Source organism: Ruegeria sp. YTSC002, assembly GCF_059609845.1.
In genome coordinates, this window is sequence record NZ_JBXWML010000011.1 from 92,349 (window position 1) to 114,048 (window position 21,700).

The 21,700-nt window shown below is 58.7% G+C and carries 27 protein-coding genes; 11 read left to right on the plus strand and 16 right to left on the minus strand.

From position 1 onward, the window contains the following. Nucleotides 1-10: 10 nt before the first annotated feature. Both greA and AC2FFD_RS18210 read right to left on the minus strand, forming a co-directional pair. Nucleotides 11-481 (minus strand): transcription elongation factor GreA, encoded by a 471-nt coding sequence (greA, locus tag AC2FFD_RS18205; protein WP_170346321.1) that lies wholly within the window; start codon nt 479-481, stop codon nt 11-13. 231 nt (nt 482-712) lie between these two features. Continuing rightward, nucleotides 713-1,093, minus strand: a complete 381-nt coding sequence (locus AC2FFD_RS18210; RefSeq protein ID WP_170346322.1) for a VOC family protein — start codon at nt 1,091-1,093, stop codon at nt 713-715. An 86-nt stretch (nt 1,094-1,179) separates the two neighbouring features. Between AC2FFD_RS18210 and soxR the strand changes: the two genes are divergently transcribed. The 4 genes from soxR to AC2FFD_RS18230 all read left to right on the plus strand — a co-directional run bounded on the left by soxR (nt 1,180) and on the right by AC2FFD_RS18230 (nt 6,045). Beyond that, nucleotides 1,180-1,635 (plus strand): redox-sensitive transcriptional activator SoxR, encoded by a 456-nt coding sequence (gene soxR / locus AC2FFD_RS18215; RefSeq protein WP_496873777.1) that lies wholly within the window; start codon nt 1,180-1,182, stop codon nt 1,633-1,635. A 136-nt stretch (nt 1,636-1,771) separates the two neighbouring features. Further along, nucleotides 1,772-3,418 (plus strand): electron transfer flavoprotein-ubiquinone oxidoreductase, encoded by a 1,647-nt coding sequence (locus AC2FFD_RS18220; protein WP_496873778.1) that lies wholly within the window; start codon nt 1,772-1,774, stop codon nt 3,416-3,418. 145 nt (nt 3,419-3,563) lie between these two features. Then, nucleotides 3,564-5,234 carry a tetratricopeptide repeat protein gene (locus AC2FFD_RS18225; protein WP_496873792.1) on the plus strand — a complete coding sequence of 557 codons (1,671 nt, stop codon included), beginning with the start codon at nt 3,564-3,566 and terminating at the stop codon, nt 5,232-5,234. Next, nucleotides 5,224-6,045: a 4-(cytidine 5'-diphospho)-2-C-methyl-D-erythritol kinase gene (locus tag AC2FFD_RS18230; RefSeq protein WP_496873779.1), complete on the plus strand. Its 822-nt coding sequence runs from the start codon at nt 5,224-5,226 to the stop codon at nt 6,043-6,045. The genes AC2FFD_RS18225 and AC2FFD_RS18230 overlap by 11 nt, the downstream gene beginning before the upstream one ends. Here the strand turns inward: AC2FFD_RS18230 and AC2FFD_RS18235 are convergent. Then, entirely contained in the window at nt 6,038-7,036 is a 999-nt protein-coding gene (locus AC2FFD_RS18235) for a polyprenyl synthetase family protein (protein WP_257599934.1), read from the minus strand. The genes AC2FFD_RS18230 and AC2FFD_RS18235 overlap by 8 nt on opposite strands. Nucleotides 7,037-7,092: 56 nt before the next feature. On the opposite strand from AC2FFD_RS18235, the gene AC2FFD_RS18240 reads away from it, so the two are divergent. The 3 genes from AC2FFD_RS18240 (at nt 7,093) to AC2FFD_RS18250 (ending at nt 8,364) form a co-directional block, all read left to right on the plus strand. Further along, on the plus strand, nt 7,093-7,308 hold the full coding sequence (locus AC2FFD_RS18240) for a putative signal transducing protein (protein ID WP_152456800.1): 216 nt from the start codon (nt 7,093-7,095) through the stop codon (nt 7,306-7,308). Next, nucleotides 7,305-8,084: a tRNA1(Val) (adenine(37)-N6)-methyltransferase gene (locus AC2FFD_RS18245; RefSeq protein ID WP_257599935.1), complete on the plus strand. Its 780-nt coding sequence runs from the start codon at nt 7,305-7,307 to the stop codon at nt 8,082-8,084. Before AC2FFD_RS18240 ends, AC2FFD_RS18245 begins: the two co-directional genes overlap by 4 nt. Before the next feature lie 115 nt (nt 8,085-8,199). Further along, nucleotides 8,200-8,364: a YdcH family protein gene (locus tag AC2FFD_RS18250; RefSeq protein WP_170346328.1), complete on the plus strand. Its 165-nt coding sequence runs from the start codon at nt 8,200-8,202 to the stop codon at nt 8,362-8,364. On the opposite strand, the gene yddG is transcribed toward AC2FFD_RS18250, so the two are convergent. The 11 genes from yddG to AC2FFD_RS18305 form a co-directional block, all read right to left on the minus strand. Next, nucleotides 8,361-9,227: an aromatic amino acid exporter YddG gene (gene yddG / locus AC2FFD_RS18255; RefSeq protein WP_496873780.1), complete on the minus strand. Its 867-nt coding sequence runs from the start codon at nt 9,225-9,227 to the stop codon at nt 8,361-8,363. The two genes, AC2FFD_RS18250 and yddG, sit on opposite strands and share 4 nt — an antisense overlap. Then, the gene (locus AC2FFD_RS18260) at nt 9,224-10,171 is read right to left on the minus strand and encodes a transcriptional regulator GcvA (RefSeq protein WP_496873781.1); all 948 of its coding nucleotides are present in this window, start codon (nt 10,169-10,171) and stop codon (nt 9,224-9,226) included. The genes yddG and AC2FFD_RS18260 overlap by 4 nt, the downstream gene beginning before the upstream one ends. Nucleotides 10,172-10,470: 299 nt before the next feature. Continuing rightward, nucleotides 10,471-11,193: an acetoacetyl-CoA reductase gene (phbB, locus tag AC2FFD_RS18265; protein ID WP_170346331.1), complete on the minus strand. Its 723-nt coding sequence runs from the start codon at nt 11,191-11,193 to the stop codon at nt 10,471-10,473. 186 nt (nt 11,194-11,379) lie between these two features. Further along, complete coding sequence (locus tag AC2FFD_RS18270) at nt 11,380-12,555, minus strand: acetyl-CoA C-acetyltransferase (protein ID WP_170346332.1); 1,176 nt, start codon at nt 12,553-12,555, stop codon at nt 11,380-11,382. A gap of 190 nt (nt 12,556-12,745) precedes the next feature. Further along, the gene (locus AC2FFD_RS18275) at nt 12,746-13,579 is read right to left on the minus strand and encodes an EAL domain-containing protein (RefSeq protein WP_496873782.1); all 834 of its coding nucleotides are present in this window, start codon (nt 13,577-13,579) and stop codon (nt 12,746-12,748) included. A gap of 103 nt (nt 13,580-13,682) precedes the next feature. Further along, nucleotides 13,683-13,871 (minus strand): hypothetical protein, encoded by a 189-nt coding sequence (locus AC2FFD_RS18280; protein WP_170346334.1) that lies wholly within the window; start codon nt 13,869-13,871, stop codon nt 13,683-13,685. A 94-nt stretch (nt 13,872-13,965) separates the two neighbouring features. Continuing rightward, on the minus strand, nt 13,966-14,937 hold the full coding sequence (locus AC2FFD_RS18285; protein ID WP_170346335.1) for a sterol desaturase family protein: 972 nt from the start codon (nt 14,935-14,937) through the stop codon (nt 13,966-13,968). Next, nucleotides 14,934-15,320, minus strand: coding sequence for a hypothetical protein (locus tag AC2FFD_RS18290; RefSeq protein ID WP_496873783.1), 387 nt, complete (start codon nt 15,318-15,320; stop codon nt 14,934-14,936). The genes AC2FFD_RS18285 and AC2FFD_RS18290 overlap by 4 nt, the downstream gene beginning before the upstream one ends. A 59-nt stretch (nt 15,321-15,379) precedes the next feature. Continuing rightward, a complete protein-coding gene (locus AC2FFD_RS18295; protein ID WP_152456810.1) occupies nt 15,380-15,709 on the minus strand; it encodes a hypothetical protein in 330 nt (109 codons plus the stop codon). Nucleotides 15,710-15,796: 87 nt separating this feature from the next. Then, complete coding sequence (locus AC2FFD_RS18300; protein ID WP_496873784.1) at nt 15,797-16,159, minus strand: hypothetical protein; 363 nt, start codon at nt 16,157-16,159, stop codon at nt 15,797-15,799. 88 nt (nt 16,160-16,247) lie between these two features. After that, the gene (locus AC2FFD_RS18305) at nt 16,248-16,814 is read right to left on the minus strand and encodes a TlpA disulfide reductase family protein (protein ID WP_425078958.1); all 567 of its coding nucleotides are present in this window, start codon (nt 16,812-16,814) and stop codon (nt 16,248-16,250) included. Between the two features lie 21 nt (nt 16,815-16,835). Between AC2FFD_RS18305 and argH the strand changes: the two genes are divergently transcribed. After that, entirely contained in the window at nt 16,836-18,224 is a 1,389-nt protein-coding gene (argH, locus tag AC2FFD_RS18310; protein ID WP_496873785.1) for an argininosuccinate lyase, read from the plus strand. Next, complete coding sequence (locus tag AC2FFD_RS18315) at nt 18,224-18,421, plus strand: hypothetical protein (protein ID WP_170346340.1); 198 nt, start codon at nt 18,224-18,226, stop codon at nt 18,419-18,421. The genes argH and AC2FFD_RS18315 overlap by 1 nt, the downstream gene beginning before the upstream one ends. Before the next feature lie 260 nt (nt 18,422-18,681). Here AC2FFD_RS18315 and AC2FFD_RS18320 read toward each other — a convergent pair whose 3' ends face one another. After that, on the minus strand, nt 18,682-19,068 hold the full coding sequence (locus tag AC2FFD_RS18320; RefSeq protein ID WP_496873786.1) for a glycine zipper family protein: 387 nt from the start codon (nt 19,066-19,068) through the stop codon (nt 18,682-18,684). 95 nt (nt 19,069-19,163) lie between these two features. Beyond that, nucleotides 19,164-19,595, minus strand: a complete 432-nt coding sequence (locus tag AC2FFD_RS18325) for a DUF8051 family protein (RefSeq protein WP_480683565.1) — start codon at nt 19,593-19,595, stop codon at nt 19,164-19,166. A 141-nt stretch (nt 19,596-19,736) separates the two neighbouring features. Here AC2FFD_RS18325 and AC2FFD_RS18330 point away from each other — a divergent pair, with 141 nt between their 5' ends. Both AC2FFD_RS18330 and lysA read left to right on the plus strand, forming a co-directional pair. Beyond that, nucleotides 19,737-20,324 (plus strand): TetR/AcrR family transcriptional regulator, encoded by a 588-nt coding sequence (locus AC2FFD_RS18330; RefSeq protein WP_496873787.1) that lies wholly within the window; start codon nt 19,737-19,739, stop codon nt 20,322-20,324. Between the two features lie 97 nt (nt 20,325-20,421). Continuing rightward, nucleotides 20,422-21,687 (plus strand): diaminopimelate decarboxylase, encoded by a 1,266-nt coding sequence (gene lysA, locus AC2FFD_RS18335; protein ID WP_257599941.1) that lies wholly within the window; start codon nt 20,422-20,424, stop codon nt 21,685-21,687. Nucleotides 21,688-21,700: the final 13 nt, after the last annotated feature.

A 21,700-nucleotide genomic window follows, 5' to 3' on the forward strand; every position in this document is an offset into this window, starting at 1 on the left:
TGCGCTCCGGTCAGGCGTACTCGATACTCAGGATTTCGTAAGAGCGCACGCCGCCGGGTGTGCGCACTTCGACGCTGTCCCCTTCATCTTTGCCGATCAGGGCGCGGGCGATGGGGGATTTGATGTTCAGCAGGCCGTTTTCGATATTGGCCTCGTATTCACCAACGATCTGCCAGGTCTTTTCTTCATCGGTATCTTCGTCGACCAATGTGACTTTTGCGCCAAACTTGACCGCGCCCGACAGTTTTGCCGGGTCGATGACATCGGCCAGCGACAGGATACCTTCCAGTTCCTTGATGCGACCTTCGATGAAGCCCTGTTTTTCACGGGCAGAATGGTATTCGGCGTTTTCCTTCAGGTCGCCCAGCTCGCGCGCCGAGGCGATGGCTTCGATGATCGCCGGGCGTTCAACGGATTTGAGGTTCTTCAGCTCCGCCTCGAGCGCGGCATTGCCCGCAGGCGTCATCGGGATCTTTTCCATACTCTCTACGTCCACGCATAAATTGAGTCGCCCCGCCGCACAGGAGCGTCGGGGCGAATGTTAGATTGGCAGTTACCTGACCCAAATGCCACGTGAATTGCAAGAGGTGACAGCGTCAGCAGCGATCAATTCGCGACTTCGCGCCGTTTTGATTTGGGGTGGGGCCTGTGCCGATGATCGGGATGCCGCGACCTGCGCCAACGCTGCGATGGGGTGCAAAGCCAAATCATCTCAATCATATTGCACCACTTCGAACTCGATCCCGTTGTCATCGCGGAAATAGAACCGGCGCCCTGGTTCGTAATCGGCGTGGTTGTGGGGCTCGAATCCCGCCTTGCGAACCTTGTCTTCGGTGGCATCTATGTCTTCGACCAGAACACCGACATGGTTCAGCCCCCCGATCACATCATAGCTGCTTTCATCCGACTGTTTCGGGTCGTCAGGTTTGTACAGCGCCAGATACGTATGTGCCGAGCCGACATGCACAGTGTATCCACCGGCAATTGCAGGGCCTTCCCAACGGGTTTTCCAGCCAAAGACCTTTTGCATCCAACCGGCCGAGGCCTGCGGGTCGCGGACAGTGAAATTGGTGTGTTCAAGCGTCGCCATCATGGGATCTCCTGTGTTTTTTGGCTTGTCCCGACTCAGCGTAATTTCTAAACCTAACTTTAGGTCAAGGTATTTCTCGTGAGGGTTTGATGGCGGTATCAGAGGGGCTGGCGATTGGCGCATTGGCCCGGCGCACAGGTCTGGCCGTTTCGGCCATCCGGTACTACGAAGCGCAGGGTTTGATTTCGCCCTGGCGCAACGCGGGCGGGCAGCGACGTTACCAACGGGCCGATATTCGGCGGCTGAGCTTTGTGATGATTGCGCAGCAGTTCGGCCTGACCCTGCCTGAAATCCGGCAGGTGTTGTCGGGCCTGCCCGGAAACCGCACACCGACGCCTCAGGACTGGAAGGCGATCAGCGTACAGCTGAGGGCCCATCTGGATCAGCGAATCGATACCCTGACGCGGTTGCGCGACAATCTGGATGGCTGCATCGGATGCGGGTGTCTGAGCCTGCCGAAATGCGCGCTTTACAACTCCGATGACCGGGCAAAATCGCATGGTAGCGGTCCCAGATACCTGATGGGGGACACACCGGAAGGTTGATGTGTCGAATAGCGCCCTTGTTACGCCGTGTTTCGATTGACCAATGTCTTTGTGACCATGTAATCAGCCGTGAAACAAAATTGCGCAGATCATGCGGTGACAGCGCCAATTCGGAAAGTTAGCTAAGGAGCCCGCGATGGCCGAGATTGAACGCGAAGCGATGGAATATGACGTGGTGATCGTGGGTGCAGGTCCTGCGGGCCTGTCTGCGGCCATCCGTCTGAAACAGCTGGATGCCGACCTGAACGTAGTGGTTCTGGAAAAAGGTTCGGAGGTTGGCGCGCATATCCTGTCAGGCGCGGTTCTCGACCCCTGTGGTCTGGACGCTCTGATACCGGACTGGAAGGAAAAAGGCGCGCCGCTGAATGTGCCCGTGAAAGACGACAAGTTCTACATGCTGGGTGAGGCGGGTCAGGTCCGTATCCCGAACTTCCCGATGCCGCCCCTGATGCACAACCACGGCAACTACATCGTTTCGATGGGCAATGTCTGCCGCTGGATGGCTGAACAGGCCGAAGAACTGGGTGTCGAGATCTTCCCGGGCATGGCGTGCTCGGAAATGGTCTATGGCGAAAATGGCGAAGTCAAAGGCGTGGTTGCCGGTGTCTTCGGTCTGGAACCAGACGGTTCCTATGGCCCCAACACCGAACCGGGGATGGAGCTGCACGGCAAATATGTCTTCCTGTCGGAAGGTGTCCGTGGGTCGCTGTCCAAGGAAGTGATTGCCAAATACGATCTGTCTGCCGGCAAAGAGCCGCAGAAATACGGTGTCGGCATGAAAGAGATCTGGGAGATCGACCCTGCCAAGCACAAGGAAGGCAGCGTGACGCACACGATGGGCTGGCCGTTGGGCAGCAACGCAGGCGGCGGTTCGTTCATTTACCATCTTGAAAACAATCAAGTTTACGTCGGCTTCGTGGTTCACCTGAACTACAAGAACCCGCATCTGTACCCCTATATGGAGTTCCAGCGGTTCAAGCACCACCCGATGGTGGCCGATCTGCTGAAAGGCGGCAAGCGCGTGGCCTACGGCGCCCGCGCGATTACGGAAGGCGGCTATCAGTCGATGCCAAAACTGGTTGCTCCGGGCGTGGCGCTGTTGGGCTGTTCGGCGGGCATGGTCAACGTGCCGCGCATCAAAGGCAACCACAACGCGATGCTGTCGGGCAAAGCTGCGGCCGAAGCTGCTTATGACGCCATCAAGGCCGAGCGTTCGGGCGATGAACTGACGGTTTACGAGACCGAAGTTCGCAATGGCGCGATTGGTTCCGACCTGAAAAAGGTTCGCAATGTCAAGCCGATGTGGTCGAAATGGGGCCTGACCGCCAGCCTGATGTTGGGTGGTCTGGACATGTGGACCAACACGCTGGGCTTTTCGCTGTTCGGCACGCTGGGTCACGGCAAGAACGACGCGGAATCGACCGAGGATGCCAGCAAGCACCAGCCAATCGATTACCCAAAGCCGGATGGAACGCTGTCCTTCGATCGTCTGACGAATGTCTCGTTCGCAGCGACGAACCACGAGGAAAGCCAGCCCTGCCACCTGCGTCTGGCCGATCCGGAAATCCCCGTGAAGGTCAACCTGCCGAAATACGATGAGCCGGCGCAGCGGTATTGCCCGGCCGGTGTGTATGAAGTGGTCGAGGATGAGAGCGGTCCGCGATTCGTCATCAACTTCCAGAACTGCGTTCATTGCAAAACCTGCGACATCAAGGATCCCAGCCAGAACATCACCTGGACCACACCGCAGGGCGGCGACGGTCCAAACTATCCGAACATGTAAGCAAAAAACGGGCAATGGCGGCGCTGTGAAGGCTCTGCCATTGCCTCTTGCCTGCCGAAGCCCTAGCTTACCCCTCAGTCAACGATAGCAAGGCAGGATTTCGGTGTTTTCCCTGGTTCGTCGCGCGGCTTTGTCCGTGCTGTTCATGTCGTCGGTCGCAGTTCCGGCCTATTCGGAAACGGGTGCCGGGTCATATCTGGCCGGGCGGCAGGCGATTTACGAAAACGACTATTCTGCCGCTGAAAGGTACTACGCTCAGGCCCTCAGGTTTGATCCCCAAAATGCGCTGTTGCAGGAAAGTGTTGTCGTCGCGCGCATCGCTTTGGGGGAAGTGGCGCGCGCGCTGCCGATCGCCCAGCAGATCGAAGAAGCCAACCTGCCCAGCCAGGCTGCGCGTATGGTGATTTCGGCCAATCTGATCGCCGAGGGAAAATTTGACGACCTGCTGGCCCGTGACCCTGAAACACAGGGAGTTGGCCCCCTTGTTGACGGCCTGATGATCGCCTGGGCCCATCTGGGACAGGGTGAGATGACGAAAGCGATGGAACAGTTCGATTCCGTCGCCACACAGGATGGTCTCAGGGAATTCGCGCTTTACCACAAGGCGATGGCTTTGGCGTCTATCGGTGATTTCGAAGGCGCCGAGGCGATACTTGCGGACAATGATGGAACGGTTGCCCGGTTCTCTCGTCGTGCCGCCTTGGCCCGCACCGAGATTCTGTCACAGCTGGATCGCAACGAAGACGCCATTCAGTTTCTGGACAGTGTTTTTGTGGCGGGCAGTGACCCGACCATCGAGGCGTATTTGAGCCAGTTGGCGGCGGGTGAAACACTGCCGTTCACTCATGTCCGATCCGCTCAGGACGGCATGGCCGAAATATTCTTTACCGTCGGTGCCGCGTTGAACAGCGAAGCTTCGCCCGATTACGTTCTGCTGTACGCACGCCTGGCCAGTTTCCTGCGCCCCGATCATGTGGATGCCATTTTGCTGAGTGCGGACCTGCTGGATAACTTGCAGCAATATGATTTGGCGGTTGAAGCGTACCGCCTGGTCCCGGCGGACAGCAACGATCACCATGCAGCCGAATTGGGCCGGGCCGAAGTTCTGGACCGTTCGGGAAAAACCGATGCGGCCGTCGAGGTGTTGCAAAACCTGGCTGCGCAGGACCCTGATTTTCCGGGTGTGCATGTCGCTTTGGCAGACTTGCAGCGCCGACAGGAAAACTATGCCGCTGCCGTGGCCTCTTATGACACTGCGATCGCCCTGACGGATGGCGCGGCGGGTGGGAATTGGTTCCTGCATTACGCGCGAGGAATCAGCCATGAAAGGTTGAAGCACTGGGATCAGGCCGAAGCTGATTTCCGCCGGGCGCTGGAATTGAACCCGGATCAGCCCCAGGTTCTGAATTACCTGGGGTATTCGCTGGTAGAGCGCAAGGAAAAGCTGGACGAAGCATTGGACATGATCGAGCGCGCCGTAGCTGCGCGTCCGGACAGTGGCTATATCGTGGACAGTCTGGGCTGGGTTCTGTTCCGTCTGGGGCGTTACGACGAGGCCGTCGAACATATGGAACGTGCAGTTGAGCTGATGCCGGTGGATCCAGTGGTCAACGATCATCTGGGTGACGTCTATTGGGCTGTAGGGCGCGCGCGCGAGGCCGAGTTCCAGTGGCGTCGCGCCCTGTCCTTTATCGATCCGGAAGACACGGACGGCGAAGCCGACCCGGATCGGATCCGGCGCAAGATCGAAGTGGGGCTGGATGCCGTTCTGGCCGAAGAAGGTTCGGAGCCATTGAAAGTCGCCAATGGAAATTAAGGCGTTTGCGCCCGCCAAGATCAACCTGACCCTTCATGTGACCGGCCGTCGAGACGACGGCTATCACCTGTTGGATTCGCTGGTTGTATTCGCCGATCTGGGTGATCGGCTGACATTCAGCCCCGGCCCCGAGTTGTCCATGGACGTGCGCGGCGAGTTTGCCGGCGGAGTCCCCACGGACAGCCGAAATCTGGTCTGGAGGGCGGCAGAAGCTGTCGGTTGGACCGGTCATATCCGACTGACCAAGTCCTTGCCCCATGGGGCGGGCATTGGTGGAGGGTCGTCTGATGCCGCGGCCACGCTTGGGGCCCTGGCAGATCAGGGCTACGACCTCCCGCAGGGCCTGCCGTTGTCATTGGGGGCGGATGTCCCCGTCTGCCTGGAAGGCCGGGCGATCAGAATGCAGGGCATTGGCGATCGTTTGACGGCGGTGAACCTTCCGCACCTGCCCGCCCTTTTGGTCAACCCGAATGTACAGGTGCCCACCGGTGCCGTTTTCAACGCGCTGGCGATCAGAGACAATCCGCCATTGCCTGAAATCACGCCTGAGTTTGACAATGCCGATGAGTGCGCCCAGTGGCTGCGCAATCAAGGCAACGATCTGGAAGTGCCCGCCATGAACGTCGCACCTGAGATTGAACAGGTGTTGGACGAGTTGAAGATGACCAATCGCGCGCTCGTGGTGCGCATGTCAGGGTCAGGATCAACCTGTTTTGCGCTGTATCCGACGATGAAAGACGCGCATTTTGCCGCCTATGAGGTCGGCGCAGCCCATCCTGATTGGTGGTGCCGCGCCACGCAGCTCAATTGAGACGTGAAACCACGTAATCGGCCAATTCGCGTAGCAGACCGCGAATTTCGTGGTCAGGCAATACATCCAAAGCGGCTTTGGCCTTGTTTGCCCAACCCAAGGCGTCTTGCCGGGTTTCTTCCAGCGTGGCGTATTTGTTCATCAGACCCAGCGCCTGATCCAGATCCCCGTCCTGTTGGCGGCCTTTTTCGATCGTGCGCTCCCAGAAGGCGCGTTCTTCCGGCGTGGATTGCGCCACGGCTTTGATGACGGGCAGGGTCAGTTTCCGTTCACGGAAGTCATCGCCAACATTCTTCCCGGTCGCTTTGCTGTCGCCCTGATAATCCAGCAGGTCATCGGCAATCTGGAACGCGATCCCCAGGGAATCGCCATAGGCGAAAAGCGCTTTGACCTGCTCTTCCGAGGCGCCTGCGATCACGCCGCCCACTTCGGTCGCGGCTGAAAACAAGGCCGCCGTCTTGCCGCGCACGACCTGAAGATAAACGCTTTCATCCGTACGCAGATCGGTTGCGGCCGTCATTTGCAGCACTTCGCCTTCGGCAATGGTTGCAGAGGCATTGGCCAGGATATCCAGAACCCGAAGCGAGCCCGTTTCCACCATCAATTGGAAACTGCGTGAAAACAGGTAGTCGCCAACCAGAACACTGGATTTGTTGTCCCACAGCAGATTGGCGGTCGGGCGGCCCCGTCGCTGTGCGCTTTCATCCACGACGTCGTCATGCAGCAGGGTGGCGGTGTGGATGAACTCGACCGTCGCCGCAAGGCGCACATGGTGGTCGCCGGAATAGCCAAACAGGCGCGCTGCGGCCAGTGTCAGCATCGGGCGCAGGCGTTTTCCACCGGCTTCGACCAGGTGCTGCGTCACTTCGGGGATACGTGGCGCATGGTCCGACGCCATCCGCGTGCGGATCAGCCCGTTCACGGCCTCCATCTCACCCGCCAGAATTTCAGCGAGACGCTCATGCGGTTTTGAGATCATGTCGACGGTCATCACACTCCTGATACAAGGCTCGACTTTCGCCTCGCCTTGCCCTTACATCCATCCCCATGAAAGAACTGTTGCGCAGTACCGATCCGACGATCCTGGCCTTTGCATCCGCTCTCCTTGAGGGCGAGGATATAGACTGCTTTCAGATGGACGTAAATATGAGCATCCTCGAAGGTGGTATCGGAATATTCCCCCGACGTCTGATGGTTCGGTCCGAAGACCTGACCCGGGCCGAGCGTGTGATGCGCGACAACGAGATCCCGCTGGGCCGATGATGCGCTTTGACGACAATGAATTGACGTGCAACGATTTCCTTGGTGGTCGGGTGCGATTGCTGCAACCTGCGTCAGGTTACCGCGCCGGGGTAGACCCTGTTCTGCTTGCCGCATCCGTCCCTGCAAAGGCCGGGCAAACCGTGCTGGAACTGGGGTGTGGCGCGGGGGCCGCCATTCTGTGCCTGTCCGCGCGGGTACCAGGGCTGCAATTGGTTGGGATCGAATTGCAACCGGCCTATGCGGATCTGGCCCGCCGCAACTCGGAAATCAACGGCTGTGATCTGGACGTGATCGAGGCTGACCTGAACGCTTTGCCTGATGACCTCCGACAGCGTCACTTTGATCACGTTATCGCGAACCCGCCCTATTACCGTGCAGGGGCGCATAGCCCCGCCAGCGACACAGGGCGGAGCATTGCCCTGGGCGAAGATACGCCGCTGATCGACTGGATCACCGTGGCGGCCAAACGCCTTGCCCCTCGGGGGTTCTTGCACATGATACAGAAAGCCGACCGTCTTCCCGATATGCTGACGGCATGTGAGGGGAAACTGGGTTCCATCGAGGTGCTGCCGCTCAGCGCGCGGGCGGGCCGCCAGGCCGAGCTGGTCATCCTGAGCGCCCGCAAAGGGGGACGCGCGGCATTTCGTCTTCATGCGCCTTTGATTCTGCACGCCGGTGAGCGCCATGAAAAGGACGGTGACAGCTATACCGAGGCGGTCTCTGCCGTGCTTCGACAGGCCGCTCCGTTGCCTCGGAACTTGTGCCATCGGCAATGACCAGCCGAATTTGTCGGATTTGTTACAGATTCTGTGCGTCTGCAGCGTGACAGGGTGGAAACGATGTGGTCAAATTCTTACGTGACATACAGACACATAAACAAGGAGGATCGCAATGAGCGTGAGCGCACATCTGACGGAACTGAAGAAAAAGCACGAATCTCTCGGTCTGGAAGTGGAAGAAGCCCAACGCTCGCCAGGTATCGATGATCTCCATATTGCTCAGCTGAAAAAACAGAAGCTCAAGCTGAAAGAAGAGATCGAACGCCTGTCTGCTTAAGTTTTCAGGCTGGCGCGGGCCGCTATCAAGGCTCCGCCGGTGATCAGGAAGGCCGCGATCGCAAGCCCCCAGGACGGGGTCGCGATCCCGGCCACCACCAAAGCTAGGGTCGACAACAACGGGGCCGCATAGGATGAGGTTCCGAGGATTTGTATGTCGCCTTGCTTGACGCCTATGTCCCAGACGTAGAACGCCAGCCCGACGGGTCCAAGGCCGAGCGCCAGCACCGACGCCCAGCCCAGTGCCGTATCGGGCAGTACAGTGTCTTCCACCGCCAGATGCAGCAGACCCGAGGCGAGCGCAGCCGCAAGGCAGAAAATTGCGACGGAACTGGTCGGCGTGCCCTCCAATCTGCGTGATAGAACGGAATAGCCCGACCATGTCAGTGCGCACAGCAAGGCCAGTGCATATCCGGGCAGGTATTGGGCCTGAAAGCCCGCACCGCCGCCTCCGGCGATGATCACAGCGGCACCGGAAAATCCAAGACAGGCGCCGATCAGGTGACCGATACGCAGATGCTCACCTGGCAAAAGCCCCGACAAAAGCACAATGAGCAAAGGCCAGAGATAAGCGATCAGCCCGGCCTCGGCAGCCGGTGCCATGCGCAAGGCCGAAAAATACAGCGCGTGATAGCCAAACAGGCCCAATGCGCCAAACAGGTAGGTCGTCCAGGGGACTCGCTTTAGATCGCTCAGACCACCTGTCACCATCGCCCAGACAAGCCCAAGCGCACCGCCAATCGAAAAGCAGATCGTGTTCAGCAGCAGGGGCGGCGTAGGCGCCGACCCGACGGTGAACAACGCCAGCAAGGCCCATAGCAAGACAGCCACGAAACCGATGGCCGTTGCGCGCATTTTGGTCATGGATGGGAAACCTCTTCAATCGGTATGATTTTGAACTCATCCGATATATGCGCGGTTTTTTCAATCTCGGTCAGGAACCAATCGCGAAACGCTGCGATCTGAGGTTTCTTTTCGGCCCCCGGCAGGCAAAGAAACCGGAACCGGCCTTGTGTTTCCAGTGCCACCTTGAACGGTGCAACCAGGCGGCCTTCGGTCAGGTCCTTGAGAATCATGGCGCGTCGCCCCAGTGCCACGCCGACACCGGCAACAGCGGCATCAATCGCGTGATCTGCATTGGAAAAATGCGCGCCATGGGTCGGGGTAAAATCCATGCCCACGGCACGGAACCAAGCGGGCCAATCGCAGGGCGGGGTCAGAAAACTGATCGAATCGTCATGGATCAGCGGGGCCGCTTCAAGGCTTTCCGGCGTGGTGAATTGTTCCGCCAACTCCGGGGTCATGACAGGGGTCAGCCATTCCTTTCTGACGGGGACGGAATACAGCCCGTCATCGGCTGAATTCCCGAACCGGATGGCGACATCCACATCGTCCCGCTCCAGATCCATGTTGCGTAGCGTGGCCGAGAATTTCAGATCGATCTCGGGATGCGCCCGGGCAAATTCATAGAGCCGCGGCGCCAGCCACTTGGCGGTCAAAGCAGGGCCCGCGGTGACGGTCAGGCTTGTGTCATCTTCCTGTCTGCGCACTGCGCGCCACGCGGATTGCAAGGTGGCAAACCCTTCTGCCGCACCGGGCGCAAGGGCACGGCCCGCCTCGGTCAGTTCTACGGCGCGGTTCAGGCGGCGGAACAGCGGACGTCCAAGGTGTTCTTCAAGCGACTTGATCTGAAAGGACAGGGCAGCTGGTGTCACATGCAGCTCTTCCGCCGCCTTCGCAAAAGACATGTGCCGGGCCGCGGCGTCAAAAGCACGCAACGCGGTCAGCGGAGGAAGATAGTCACTCATAGTGAAGTAAATCTTAACTGAAGATCCAAGAAAGCTCGTTTGCCGCTTTCATTCGTAACCCTCATATTCACACCAGGTCAAATAAAACTGATTTGAAAAAGGAGACTGCCATGATCGAGATGACGACAAATCCCGCCGCCCAGATGGCGATCCTGCGTGCCCATCAAGAGCGCAGCCGGGTGGTCTGGCAGTTTTGGGGATGGTTATTCGGTTCCCGCTGATCGCAGCGCGCGCGTTCTTACGGGATCAGAAAGGGCCGGGCCAAAGGGACCGGCCCGTTTTTTGTTCACAAGTCTGGATCAGACGAAGAATTGCGCACCGTTGGCCGAGATCGTCGAACCGTTGATGAACTGCGAATCGTCCGATGCCAGGAAGACCACGCAGCGCGCGATTTCCTCTGGCTCACCCAAGCGGCCGGCCGGAATCTGGCTAATGATGGACTCGCGCACCTTCTCGGGCACGGCCATGACCATTTCGGTTGCAATATAGCCGGGGCAGATCGCGTTGGCAGTGATGCCCGCCCGCGCGCCTTCCTGCGCCAAAGATTTCACGATGCCCAGGTCGCCGGCCTTGGTCGCAGCATAGTTCACCTGAGCGAATTGGCCTTTCTGACCGTTGATCGAGCTGATGACGATGACACGGCCGAACTTGCGCTCGCGCATGCCGGGCCAGATGGGGTGTACGGTGTTGAACACACCGGTCAGGTTGGTGTCGATCACGTCCTTCCACTGGTCGGGGGTCATTTTGTGGAACGGAGCATCGCGGGTGATGCCTGCATTGGCGACGACCACATCGATGGGGCCAACTTCGGCTTCGACCTGTTCGATGCCCGCTTTGGATTCGTCGTAATCCGCGACGTTCCACTTGTAGGTCTTGATCCCGGTTTCTTCGGTGAATTTTGCAGCGGCTTCGTCATTCCCCGCATAGGTGGCCGCAACGTTATATCCTTCGGCTTTGAGCGCCTTGGAAATTGCTGCGCCAATGCCGCGGGAACCGCCGGTTACGAGAGCTGTTCGTGCCATTTATGACTCCTTCAATTTTAGTCGTCTTGGTAATGCTGTTACTCTGAGAGATGATCGTGCGCAATATTGTTTCGTCGTGAATCTTGGTTTCCAGGCGGCAATATCGTCGCATCCAAGGGTTAGAACCTCAATGTAACAAAAAAGGCGCCCAACTGGGCGCCTAATTCTATTTGATTGTCAAAGCGCTTAGTCGCGCTCCACACACAGGGCAACGCCCATGCCGCCGCCGATGCACAAGGTCGCCAGACCCTTTTTCGCATCGCGCCGTTTCATTTCGAACAGCAGGGTGTTCAAAACACGGCACCCCGAAGCACCGATCGGGTGGCCGATGGCAATGGCGCCGCCGTTTACGTTCACGATCGACGGATCCCAGCCCATATCCTTGTTCACGGCGCAGGCCTGTGCGGCAAAGGCTTCGTTGGCTTCGACCAGGTCCAGATCGTCAACCGACCAGCCTGCTTTTTCCAGCGCTTTGCGCGATGCATAGATCGGGCCGACGCCCATGATCGACGGGTCCAGACCGGCGGTCGCATAGGACGCGATGCGTGCAAGAGGTTCGATTCCGCGCTTTTCGGCGTTTTCGGCTGACATCAGCAGTGTCGCGGCCGCACCGTCGTTCAATCCCGAGGCGTTGGCTGCGGTGACCGAACCGTCCTTGGTGAAGGCCGGGCGCAGTTTGGCCATGGCTTCCATGGTCGCGCCATGACGGATGTATTCGTCTTTGTCCATCACGATGTCGCCCTTGCGGGTCTTGATGGTGAAGGGCACGATTTCGTCCGCGAACTTGCCGGCCTTTTGGGCTGCTTCGGCTTTGTTCTGCGAAGCGACGGCGAATTCATCCTGCATTTCGCGGCTGATCTGCCATTTCTCTGCAACATTCTCGGCAGTCTGACCCATGTGATAGCCGTTGAAAGCATCCCAAAGACCATCGCGGATCATCGTGTCGATGTATTTCATGTCGCCCATCTTGTGACCGGCGCGCAGCGCGGCGGCGTGGGGTGACAGCGTCATGTTTTCCTGACCACCAGCAGCGACGATTTCCGCGTCTCCCAGCTGAATATGCTGGGCGCCCAAAGCAACGGCGCGCAGGCCCGAGCCACAAACCTGATTGATGCCCCATGCGGCGCTTTCCTGAGGCAGGCCGGCATTGATATGCGCCTGACGCGCGGGATTCTGGCCTTGGGCGGCAGTCAGAACCTGACCCATGATGGTTTCGCTGACTTCGCCTTTTTCCACTCCGGCGCGCTCGACAACTGCTTCCAGGACGGCAGCGCCCAGATCATGGGCAGGGGTGTTCGCAAACGAACCACTGAAGCTGCCGACACCAGTTCGTGCGGCGGATGCGATTACTACGTTGGTCATATGATCAGTCCTTTACCGTCATGGGCCAGCGGAATTTCTGACGGCGCAGGTCAAGAGGTGTCCTCTCGAAACAAGAGCGCCCCGTGATCCCCCGCTCAAGTACCCTTGCAATAGCGCAACGCTGCACATGCAGCAACGGGCAGCTTGTCTCAGTGTCGGAAAAGGTGGGAAAATGTCGATGAGCAGGCAATCAACTTCCTGTTTTTGATTTGTTTTCCTGTTTCCAGGGTTCCGCGACGCTGGGTGCGCCATACAAGAATCCTTGCAGGCAATCCACGCCATTTGCCACCAAAAACGCTGCATCCTCCTGCGTTTCAACCGATTCGGCCGTGACCAGAATTTCGAATTCACGGGCCACCGCGATCAGCGCCCGCACCAATGTCTGGTTGTCGGGGTCGGTGCTGATGCCCCGCACGAACTGTCCATCGATTTTGGCTGCGTCGAACAGAAACTCGCGAAAATGGCGGAAGCTGAAGTTGCTGGCACCAAAGTCATCCAGCGCAAAGGCGATGCCACGATCCTGCAATCGGTCCATGAAATCGACAACCAGCTCAGGTACCTGCATGGCCGAGCTTTCGGAGATTTCGAGGATCAACCGTTCGCCCAAGCCGGCATCTCGTTTCAGAAACCTGTCCAGTATTCTCGACCAGTTGGAATAACCGATCGAGCGGGCTGACATGTTGATCGACAGGCGTATTTCCGGGTTCTTCGCCAAGGTACGCAGCCCAAGCTCCAGCGCCACGCAGTCGAGTTCGCGGCCGATAGGCGTGTTTTCGACCTGAGGCATGAATTCGCGGGCCGGGATGACGCGGCCGGTTTCGTCCAGAACCCGAATGAACCCTTCGTAAAACGCGACACTGTAAGGGGCGTGCGCCTGTATCACCGGCTGAAAGGCCAGTTTGCATTGCTTATGCTTCACGGCATCGGTTGCCATCTGCACAACCGAACGATCCCGTGTCGAAACTGCCGCATTCAACGGGCTGTCCGACCCTTCAGGCAGATGTGCCAGTTTTTTGTTTCCCATAAGCGCGGATTCCCATGTGTCCGGGACAGGTGTCCGGTCACAGTCTCGGGGCAAAGAGATGAATCTGCGGTTAAGGGGTCGGAAAAATTTCCGCCTCGGGGGCTCAGCGGGTGGATTGCCAAGCGCGCGCCAAAGAGGCTGCGGCGCCAAGTATTGCGCCCATCGCACCTAGGGCCATCATTGCAAAACCCAGCGCGATCAGGGCTGAAACGGCGCCCCCAAGGGCTGCGAGCATGGCCATCAACAGGCCGAACAGGCCGAAAAAGGTTGAAATGGTTGCCAAACGATTCATACCGACCCTCGCTCACTCAATACACGGCGCCTGTCGACCGATATGGCGTTGAATGGCCGAGTTTCAAGGCACAAGCAGGGTTCAGCCGGCCGTTTCAGGCCTGTTCTGCTTGTCCGCTGGGCAGTTTTTTGTCCAGATGCTCAAAACCTGGCGTTCCGCGATCTTCCGGATGGCGCGCCAGATGCTTGGCCTTGATCTGTTCCGAACTGTCCCGGCTGCCATCGTGGCTGTACCCCGGTGGGGCAAAGCAGTAGGCCAGCCGCTGTTTCAGGGTCAGGCCCGGCTGGGTCGCGTCGCGCCAGATGGCCACCCATTCGTGAAAGGCCACCCGCAGGGGATTGAAGGTGCCGATATTGTGCACCAGACCATAGTCCACCCGGTCGTCCTCCTGCTCGGGGACGAAGGTGCCGAACAGCTTGTCCCAGATGATGAACACCCCGGCATAGTTGCAATCCAGATAGCGCGCGTTGCGGCCGTGATGGGCGCGGTGGTGACTGGGCGTGTTCATTACCGCCTCGAACCAGCGGGGCATCTTGCCGATGGCTTCGGTGTGAATCCAGAACTGATAGATCAGATTGAGGCCGCCGACGAACAGAACCATCGCCGGATGGAACCCAAGCAGGATCAGCGGGGCGCGTACGACCATCATGAAAGTGAACGTATAGGTCCAGGTCTGCCGCAGCGCGGTCGTCAGGTTGTAGTGCTGTGAACTGTGATGGTTTACGTGACTGGCCCAGACCCAGCGGATGCGATGGCCAAAGCGATGGACCCAGTAATACCGCAGATCATCCAGGACGAAGCACAGGATGATAACAGGAATTGACGTGCCCAGGTTCATCGGCGTGATTTGCCACAGCCACATGAAAAACGCATAGGCGATAAAGCCCAGCAAAAAGCCCGACGCGATGTTTCCGGCGCCCATGATCAAAGAGGTCACCGCATCGCGTGTTTCATAGCGCCCGCCTTTGCCTTTGACTGCGATCCACAGAAACTCGGCCAGAATTGCTGCGATGAAAAAAGGAACGGCCCATTGTACCGCATCGGGAAAACTAATCTGGTCTGTCATGCGGGCTCCATCAGGTCACGCCAGTGATGGCGTTCGAATTCGTCCAGTCGGATTAGTGTTTTGGGCACCGAGAATTCGTGAAACAGAATCTCAAAGCCTTCCGGATGATCCAGAAGATCATAGTCCAGCAGATGCCGGGCCACGGTGTCGGCCCCGAAGGACCAAAGCAACCCATTGCCGGTACTGGTGCGCACTACCGCGGCGTGGCCATCATGGGAAACCGTGACATCGACCACATCATCGTCCGGAAAGTGACGTGCCCATTGTGAGCGTGCAATGTCGGGCGTCAGCATCACCTGCTGCGACCTGCCGGTGAGATGCAATAACAGGGTGACGCCAGCTATGCCGCCGACGACCAGCGCCAGTAGAACTTCAAGTGGCATTCCATCCTCCTGAGCGCAGAGTGCAAAGGAGTTGAAACTCTGTCAAAGGTGGCGTTGCGTCAGCTGTTTTCCAGCCTTTCCAGTATCTCGTGTTGCACCACACGTTCGACGAAGGGCACCAGCCCCTCGGGGCCGGATGTACGATCCTTCAGATGGATGCAGATATCCGGGCGCCGGGCGGCGATTATGCCCACCATTTCACCACGGATCGTGTCGTCAAGCCCGGCGCCCAGGATGGCGCAGGCAATCCGGGGCTCGGCATCCAGCTGTTTTCGAACCTCGTCCGTGTCATGTGCGCCCAGCCACTGAATCGGCAGATGATCCAGTTGCCGCGCCACGTCACCGATCACATTTGGCAACCGTCCGATCAGCAGTACGACGGGTTTCATCATTGCCTCCATTCTCTAAGGTCGCAAACGGAAACCGGCCCATAGGGGCCGGCTCAAGTGTAACACGAATCGAAAAGAGCCGCGTGCCTAATTGGCAATCGTGTAGACTATGGCGTCGCCTTTGCCTTTGTTGCGAATGAACTCCACCTGAGACCCGTCAATTTTGACCTTCAGACAGTCTTCAGGAAATTTCTTCTGACCCGCGACGACATTCCGACACCAGAAACGTTTGTTCCAGACCCAGGCACCGGTTATCTTTACGTTGTTTCGCCCTACGCCTTCAATTTTTCCGTCCGGGGAAATAACCAGCCAAGTATCACCGCTAACAAGCTTTTTACCCGCTACAGCTTCGATAAATTGCTTTTGTTTCTTCAGCTCTTTGGCTTCAGCGGCAGACGTTAGCCCGGTGACAAGTAGTGCTGCAGCTGCCAGATTGAAAATGAGTTTCATAAAAATCCTCCCACTCTTAATGCGTGAAAATCCTCCCACTCTTAATGCGTGGGAGGGTACCATAAATCCGCGAATTTTTCTAAATACGTTAACTTTCGGCGCCAACAAGCGTTGAGATGATCGCTTTGGCACTGTCCGAGTTCCATTCGGCGTCGCCGATCAGCCGGGCGATTTCCTGTCCTTCGGGATTCAGGATGACCGTGATCGGCAAAGCGATGACGCCGAACTCACGGGCAGCGGCCGAGCTGGGGTCCTGATGACGGGGCAGGTTGGCGATACCGTTTTCTTCAAAGAACTTTTTGATACCGGCAGGTGAATTGCGACCCGTGGCCAGTGTCAGAACCTGAAACTTGTCACCGCCGAACTCTTCCTGAAGCTCAGCGATCTGAGGCATTTCCTTGCGGCAGGGCGCACACCAGGTGGCCCAGAAATTCAGCAGCACATATTTGCCCTCGTAATCAGCAAGCGTGCCGACACCGCTGTCGTCTTCCAGCTGGAACTCGATTGATTTGGCGGGTTTCGGCTCCTTGTGCAGGATCAGACGTTTCAGGCTGTCTTCCCGCAGAGGGGCCAGCGTCTCGGCATCGGTCGCCAAGGCGGCATTTGCACCCAGCGCAAGGGCCATATAAAGGGGGATCAGACGAAATAGGCGCATATCAACTCCGGGTTTTCTTACATGACCGATCAATCCTCGAACCAGATGTGGGGCGGCCGCTTTGCCGCCGGTCCAGACGCGATCATGGAGGCGATCAACGCCTCGATCGGGTTCGATCAGCGGATGGCAGCCCAGGACATCGCAGGCTCGCGCGCCCATGCGGCCATGTTGGCTGCTACAGGCGTCATAAGTGATAGTGACGCCGAAGCCATTCGGGAAGGGCTGCTCACCGTTTTGTCAGAAATCCAGAACGGAGAGTTCCAGTTCTCGACCGCGCTGGAAGACATCCACATGAATGTCGAGGCACGCCTGAAAGAGATCATCGGCGAGCCCGCAGGCCGTTTGCACACAGGGCGTTCGCGCAATGATCAGGTCGCAACCGATTTCAAGCTGTGGGTCCGCGATCAGCTGGACGCGGCTGAATCCGGCCTGTTGGCCCTGATCCGCGCGCTTTTGGCGCAGGCCGAGGCCGGGGCCGATTGGGTCATGCCGGGCTTTACCCACCTGCAAACGGCGCAGCCGGTGACATGGGGCCATCACATGATGGCCTATGTCGAGATGTTCGGCCGCGATCTGTCGCGTGTCCGCGATGCGCGCGCCCGGATGAACGAATCCCCATTGGGTGCGGCGGCGCTGGCTGGCACGTCCTTTCCGATCGACCGGCACATGACGGCCCAGGCGCTGGGCTTTGACCGGCCCGCTGCCAACTCGCTGGACGCCGTCAGCGACCGGGATTTCGCGCTGGAGTTCCTGTCGACCGCCTCGATCTGCGCCGTCCACCTGTCGCGCTTTGCCGAAGAACTGGTGATCTGGTCCTCGGCGCAGTTCCGCTTTGTTACACTGTCAGATCGGTTCTCGACCGGCTCGTCGATCATGCCGCAGAAGAAAAACCCCGACGCGGCCGAGCTGATCCGCGCCAAGGTGGGCCGGATCTTTGGCGCCAACACGGCGCTGATGATGGTGATGAAGGGCCTGCCGCTGGCCTATTCCAAGGACATGCAGGAAGACAAGGAACAGGTCTTTGATGCCGCCGACAACTGGATGCTGGCGCTGGCGGCGATGGAAGGCATGGTCAAGGACATGACCGCCAACCGCGACAGCCTGGCCGCTGCCGCCGGCTCGGGTTTCTCGACTGCAACCGATCTTGCCGACTGGCTGGTGCGCGTGCTGGGCCTGCCATTCCGCGATGCGCATCATGTTACCGGATCGCTGGTGGCCATGGCCGAGAAGAAGGGCTGCGACCTGCCGGATCTGACGCTGGACGACATGCAATCGGTCCATCCCGAGATCACAAATGACGTCTACTCTGTCCTTGGTGTCGAAAACTCTGTAAACTCACGCCAGTCCTATGGTGGCACGGCCCCGGATCAGGTGCGTGCTCAGGTTGAACGATGGAAGGCAATGGTGTGATGACCGTGCTGCGAGCGATTCTGATTGCAGGGTCCGGCCTTATGCTTGCCGGATGCGGAGCCGACGGCGAGCCCGTACAGCCCGCGCCCGCTCAGCCAACTGTCAGTGCGACCATTGGAGTCGGCTCAAGCGGAGCGTATGTTGGCGGTGGTGTGGGTCTGAGCCGTGGGCCGCTGGGAATTTACCTGGGATTCTAAGTCACTTTCATATTGCGTATCGGTTTTGTTTCTACCAACGTGAATTGGCATGCCGATGCGCATGTCATCCAAAGAAAAGATAATGAAATGAGAACACTAGGACTGTTTCTGGTATTTGCGGCTTTGACGGCTTGCGAACCTACATCGGCAAGACGCCCGGAACCTGTGGAAGATCCCGCGCGCTCAGGTTCTGGAGTATCCATTTCCGGTTACGCGCGGGCAGGGGTTTCGAAGACCTTTTAATCGATCGGCTGATGATCTCAGCCAACCACCGGGTGCCCGCGCTGCTGTAGGCACTCGATCAGGATATCGCGGCGTGTATTGCGCATATCTGCCGCACCTGCGACCGCACCCGCCGCTGATCCGACAGCCGCTCCGGCCAACGCGCCCTCGGCGTTGCTGACCGAGTCGTCCGCGATCCCGGACAGTGCGCCAACTCCGGCACCGATAAGGGCCTGGGACCGGGTTTCCGGGTTCCACAGGTTCTGGGATTTGGCCACGGCGCGGCATTGTTCCAGATCTGCGGCAAAGGCCGGACCCGGTTCGGCCGACAGAACGGGCTGATGTTGCGCCCCGGTGCCGCTGCACGCGGCCGTGATCAGGGCCAACGGTAAGGCCATCAATGTGAAACGTTCCTTGAAAAGCATGGGTTTTCCTTCTTCTTGAGGTTTTTGAATAGGGTCTCGGGTCTCATCCGAATCGGTATGGCTGCGGTTTCGGTTCGGGTGTGAGCAGGGTCGGTTCAGATGTGTCCAAGGCTGCGATGGACCAGCGCAAGGACATAAAGGGCGAGGACGAAATCCAGGATTTCGACCACCCCCAGCATCAGCGGGATCGGGTCGGGCGATGTCGGAAAGACATGGCCCAGGTCCAGAAGGACCACGAAGACGTACCCCCAGGCCGCCACGATGGCGCCCCAGCCTGCGGCAACCGAGCCGCGCAGCATGGCCACCGCCGATCCTACGGCCAGCAGGGCAAGTGCGATCAGAAAGGCGTTGAAGCCCCAGAACACTCCTCCGCCCAACCCCGAGAAATCCCGGGTCTCGATCGGCCCGCCGGGGACAAGCGTGACAAAGCTGGCGACCAGAACAAGCAGAAGTCTGGCGGCGGTTGCAGTGTGGCGGGGCGTCGACAGCGATGTAGGTTCGGGGTTGGATCGTGACGGGTGTGCCATGGCGAAATCCTTTTAATGACTGGCGGGTCATAAATGGATGCGGTTTTAATGACCGTCAAGTCATTAAAAGAATGAATTTGCGTGACGCGGCGTCCAATCTGCTTCAAGAAAGGGCGAACCGGACGAAAACCAGGGGCCGATATGCCAAAGATCGTCGATCGCGAGGAAATGCAGGGGCGCATTCTGGATGCGGCCATGGCCTGTTTTCTGGACCAGGGTTATCACGCCACCAAGATGCAGGACGTGGCCCGCCAGTCTGGGCTGGCCAAGGGTACGCTGTACCTTTACTTCCAAAGCAAAGAGGTTTTGCTGTTGACGCTGTTGCAGCGTTATTTCGACGACATCCGTGCGCGTATCCGCATGATCCCTTCCCCGCAGACGCTGGACCAGTTCATGATGGGGCTGCGCCTGACCATGCCCGCAGACCGGTTGGCCGCCACGCGTCTGTTCTTCGACGTTCTGGGGCCCGGATTTCAGGACCCGCGCGCGGCCGAGATCATCGGCGGTTTCTTTGCCTGGCTTGCCGACCACTACGCCGCGCAGTTCGAGCCCCTGATCGAATCAGAAGAAATTCGCGACGACCTCAGCGCCCAATCTGCTGCCCAGGCGGTTACGGCAATTCTGGATGGGCTGGTGATCCACCTGGCGATCTTCGGTGTCGATAAAGACGTGTTCGAGACCCGGAGGGATGCTGCGCTGTCGCTGCTGGAGGTCGGCCTGCGGGGATGAATTGTAGCGCCCGCGGTGCCAGCCGCCAGCCCCCGTTTGTTTGACGCACGGCAAATCCCGTTGATCCGCCGGTCCTTTTTGGTCTAAGCGCGCAGGTATGGATCATTTTCTCTACCGCGACGGCGCGCTTTTCGCCGAGGATGTCCCTGTCTCCGAAATCGCTGCTGCGGTCGGAACGCCGTTCTATGTCTATTCCACCGCAACCTTGCTGCGGCATTTCCAGCTGTTCGACGATGCGCTTGACGGCACGGACCACCTTGTGTGCTACGCGATGAAAGCGGCCAGCAATCAGGCGATCCTGAAAACTTTGGCACAGGCGGGCGCGGGGATGGACGTGGTCTCGGGCGGGGAATACCTGCGCGCCAAGGCGGCGGGCGTTCCGGGCGAAAAGATCGTGTTCTCTGGCGTGGGCAAAACGGCGGATGAGATTCGTACCGCGCTGACCGGAGGCATCCGTCAGTTCAACGTCGAATCCGAGCCCGAGATGGAAGTGATCAACGCCGTTGCACTGGAATTGGGTGTGGTTGCTCCGATCACGGTCCGGGTGAATCCGGATGTGGATGCCAAGACCCATGCCAAGATTGCGACCGGCAAGTCCGAGAACAAATTTGGAATACCGATTTCCCGCGCGTCAGAGGTCTATGCTCACGCCGCCAGCCTGCCGGGTTTGGAAGTGATCGGTATCGACGTCCATATCGGCTCGCAGCTGACCGAACTGGAGCCGTTCGAGCTGGCCTATACGAAAGTGGCCGAGCTGACTGAACAGTTGCGGGCTGAAGGCCACAACATCCGCCGTCTTGATCTGGGCGGTGGATTGGGCATCCCCTATACCCGCTCGAATGACGCGCCGCCGCTGCCGGTGGAGTATGGCGCGTTGATCAAGAAAACACTGGGCCATCTGGGCTGTGAGATCGAAATCGAACCGGGCCGCCTGATCGCAGGCAATGCGGGGCTGATGGTCAGCAAGGTGATCTATGTGAAGTCGGGCGAAGGCCGCGATTTCCTGATTGTCGACGGGGCCATGAATGACCTGATCCGCCCGGCAATGTACGAAGCGCATCATGATATCGTCGCGGTGCAGGAACCGGTGGCCGGCGTGGAACAGCAGGCCTATGACATCGTCGGCCCGGTTTGCGAATCCGGTGACACATTTGCCAAGCAGCGCAACATGCCGCCGCTGAAATCGGGAGACCTGATCGCCTTCCGCAGCGCGGGTGCCTATGGCGCGGTGATGGCCAGCGAGTACAATACCCGCCCGCTGATCCCCGAGGTTCTGGTCAATGGTGATCAATTTGCAGTCATTCGTGAACGACCAAGCTTTGACGAAATCATAAACCGCGATACCATACCTTCATGGCTTTGACGCGATGACCGCG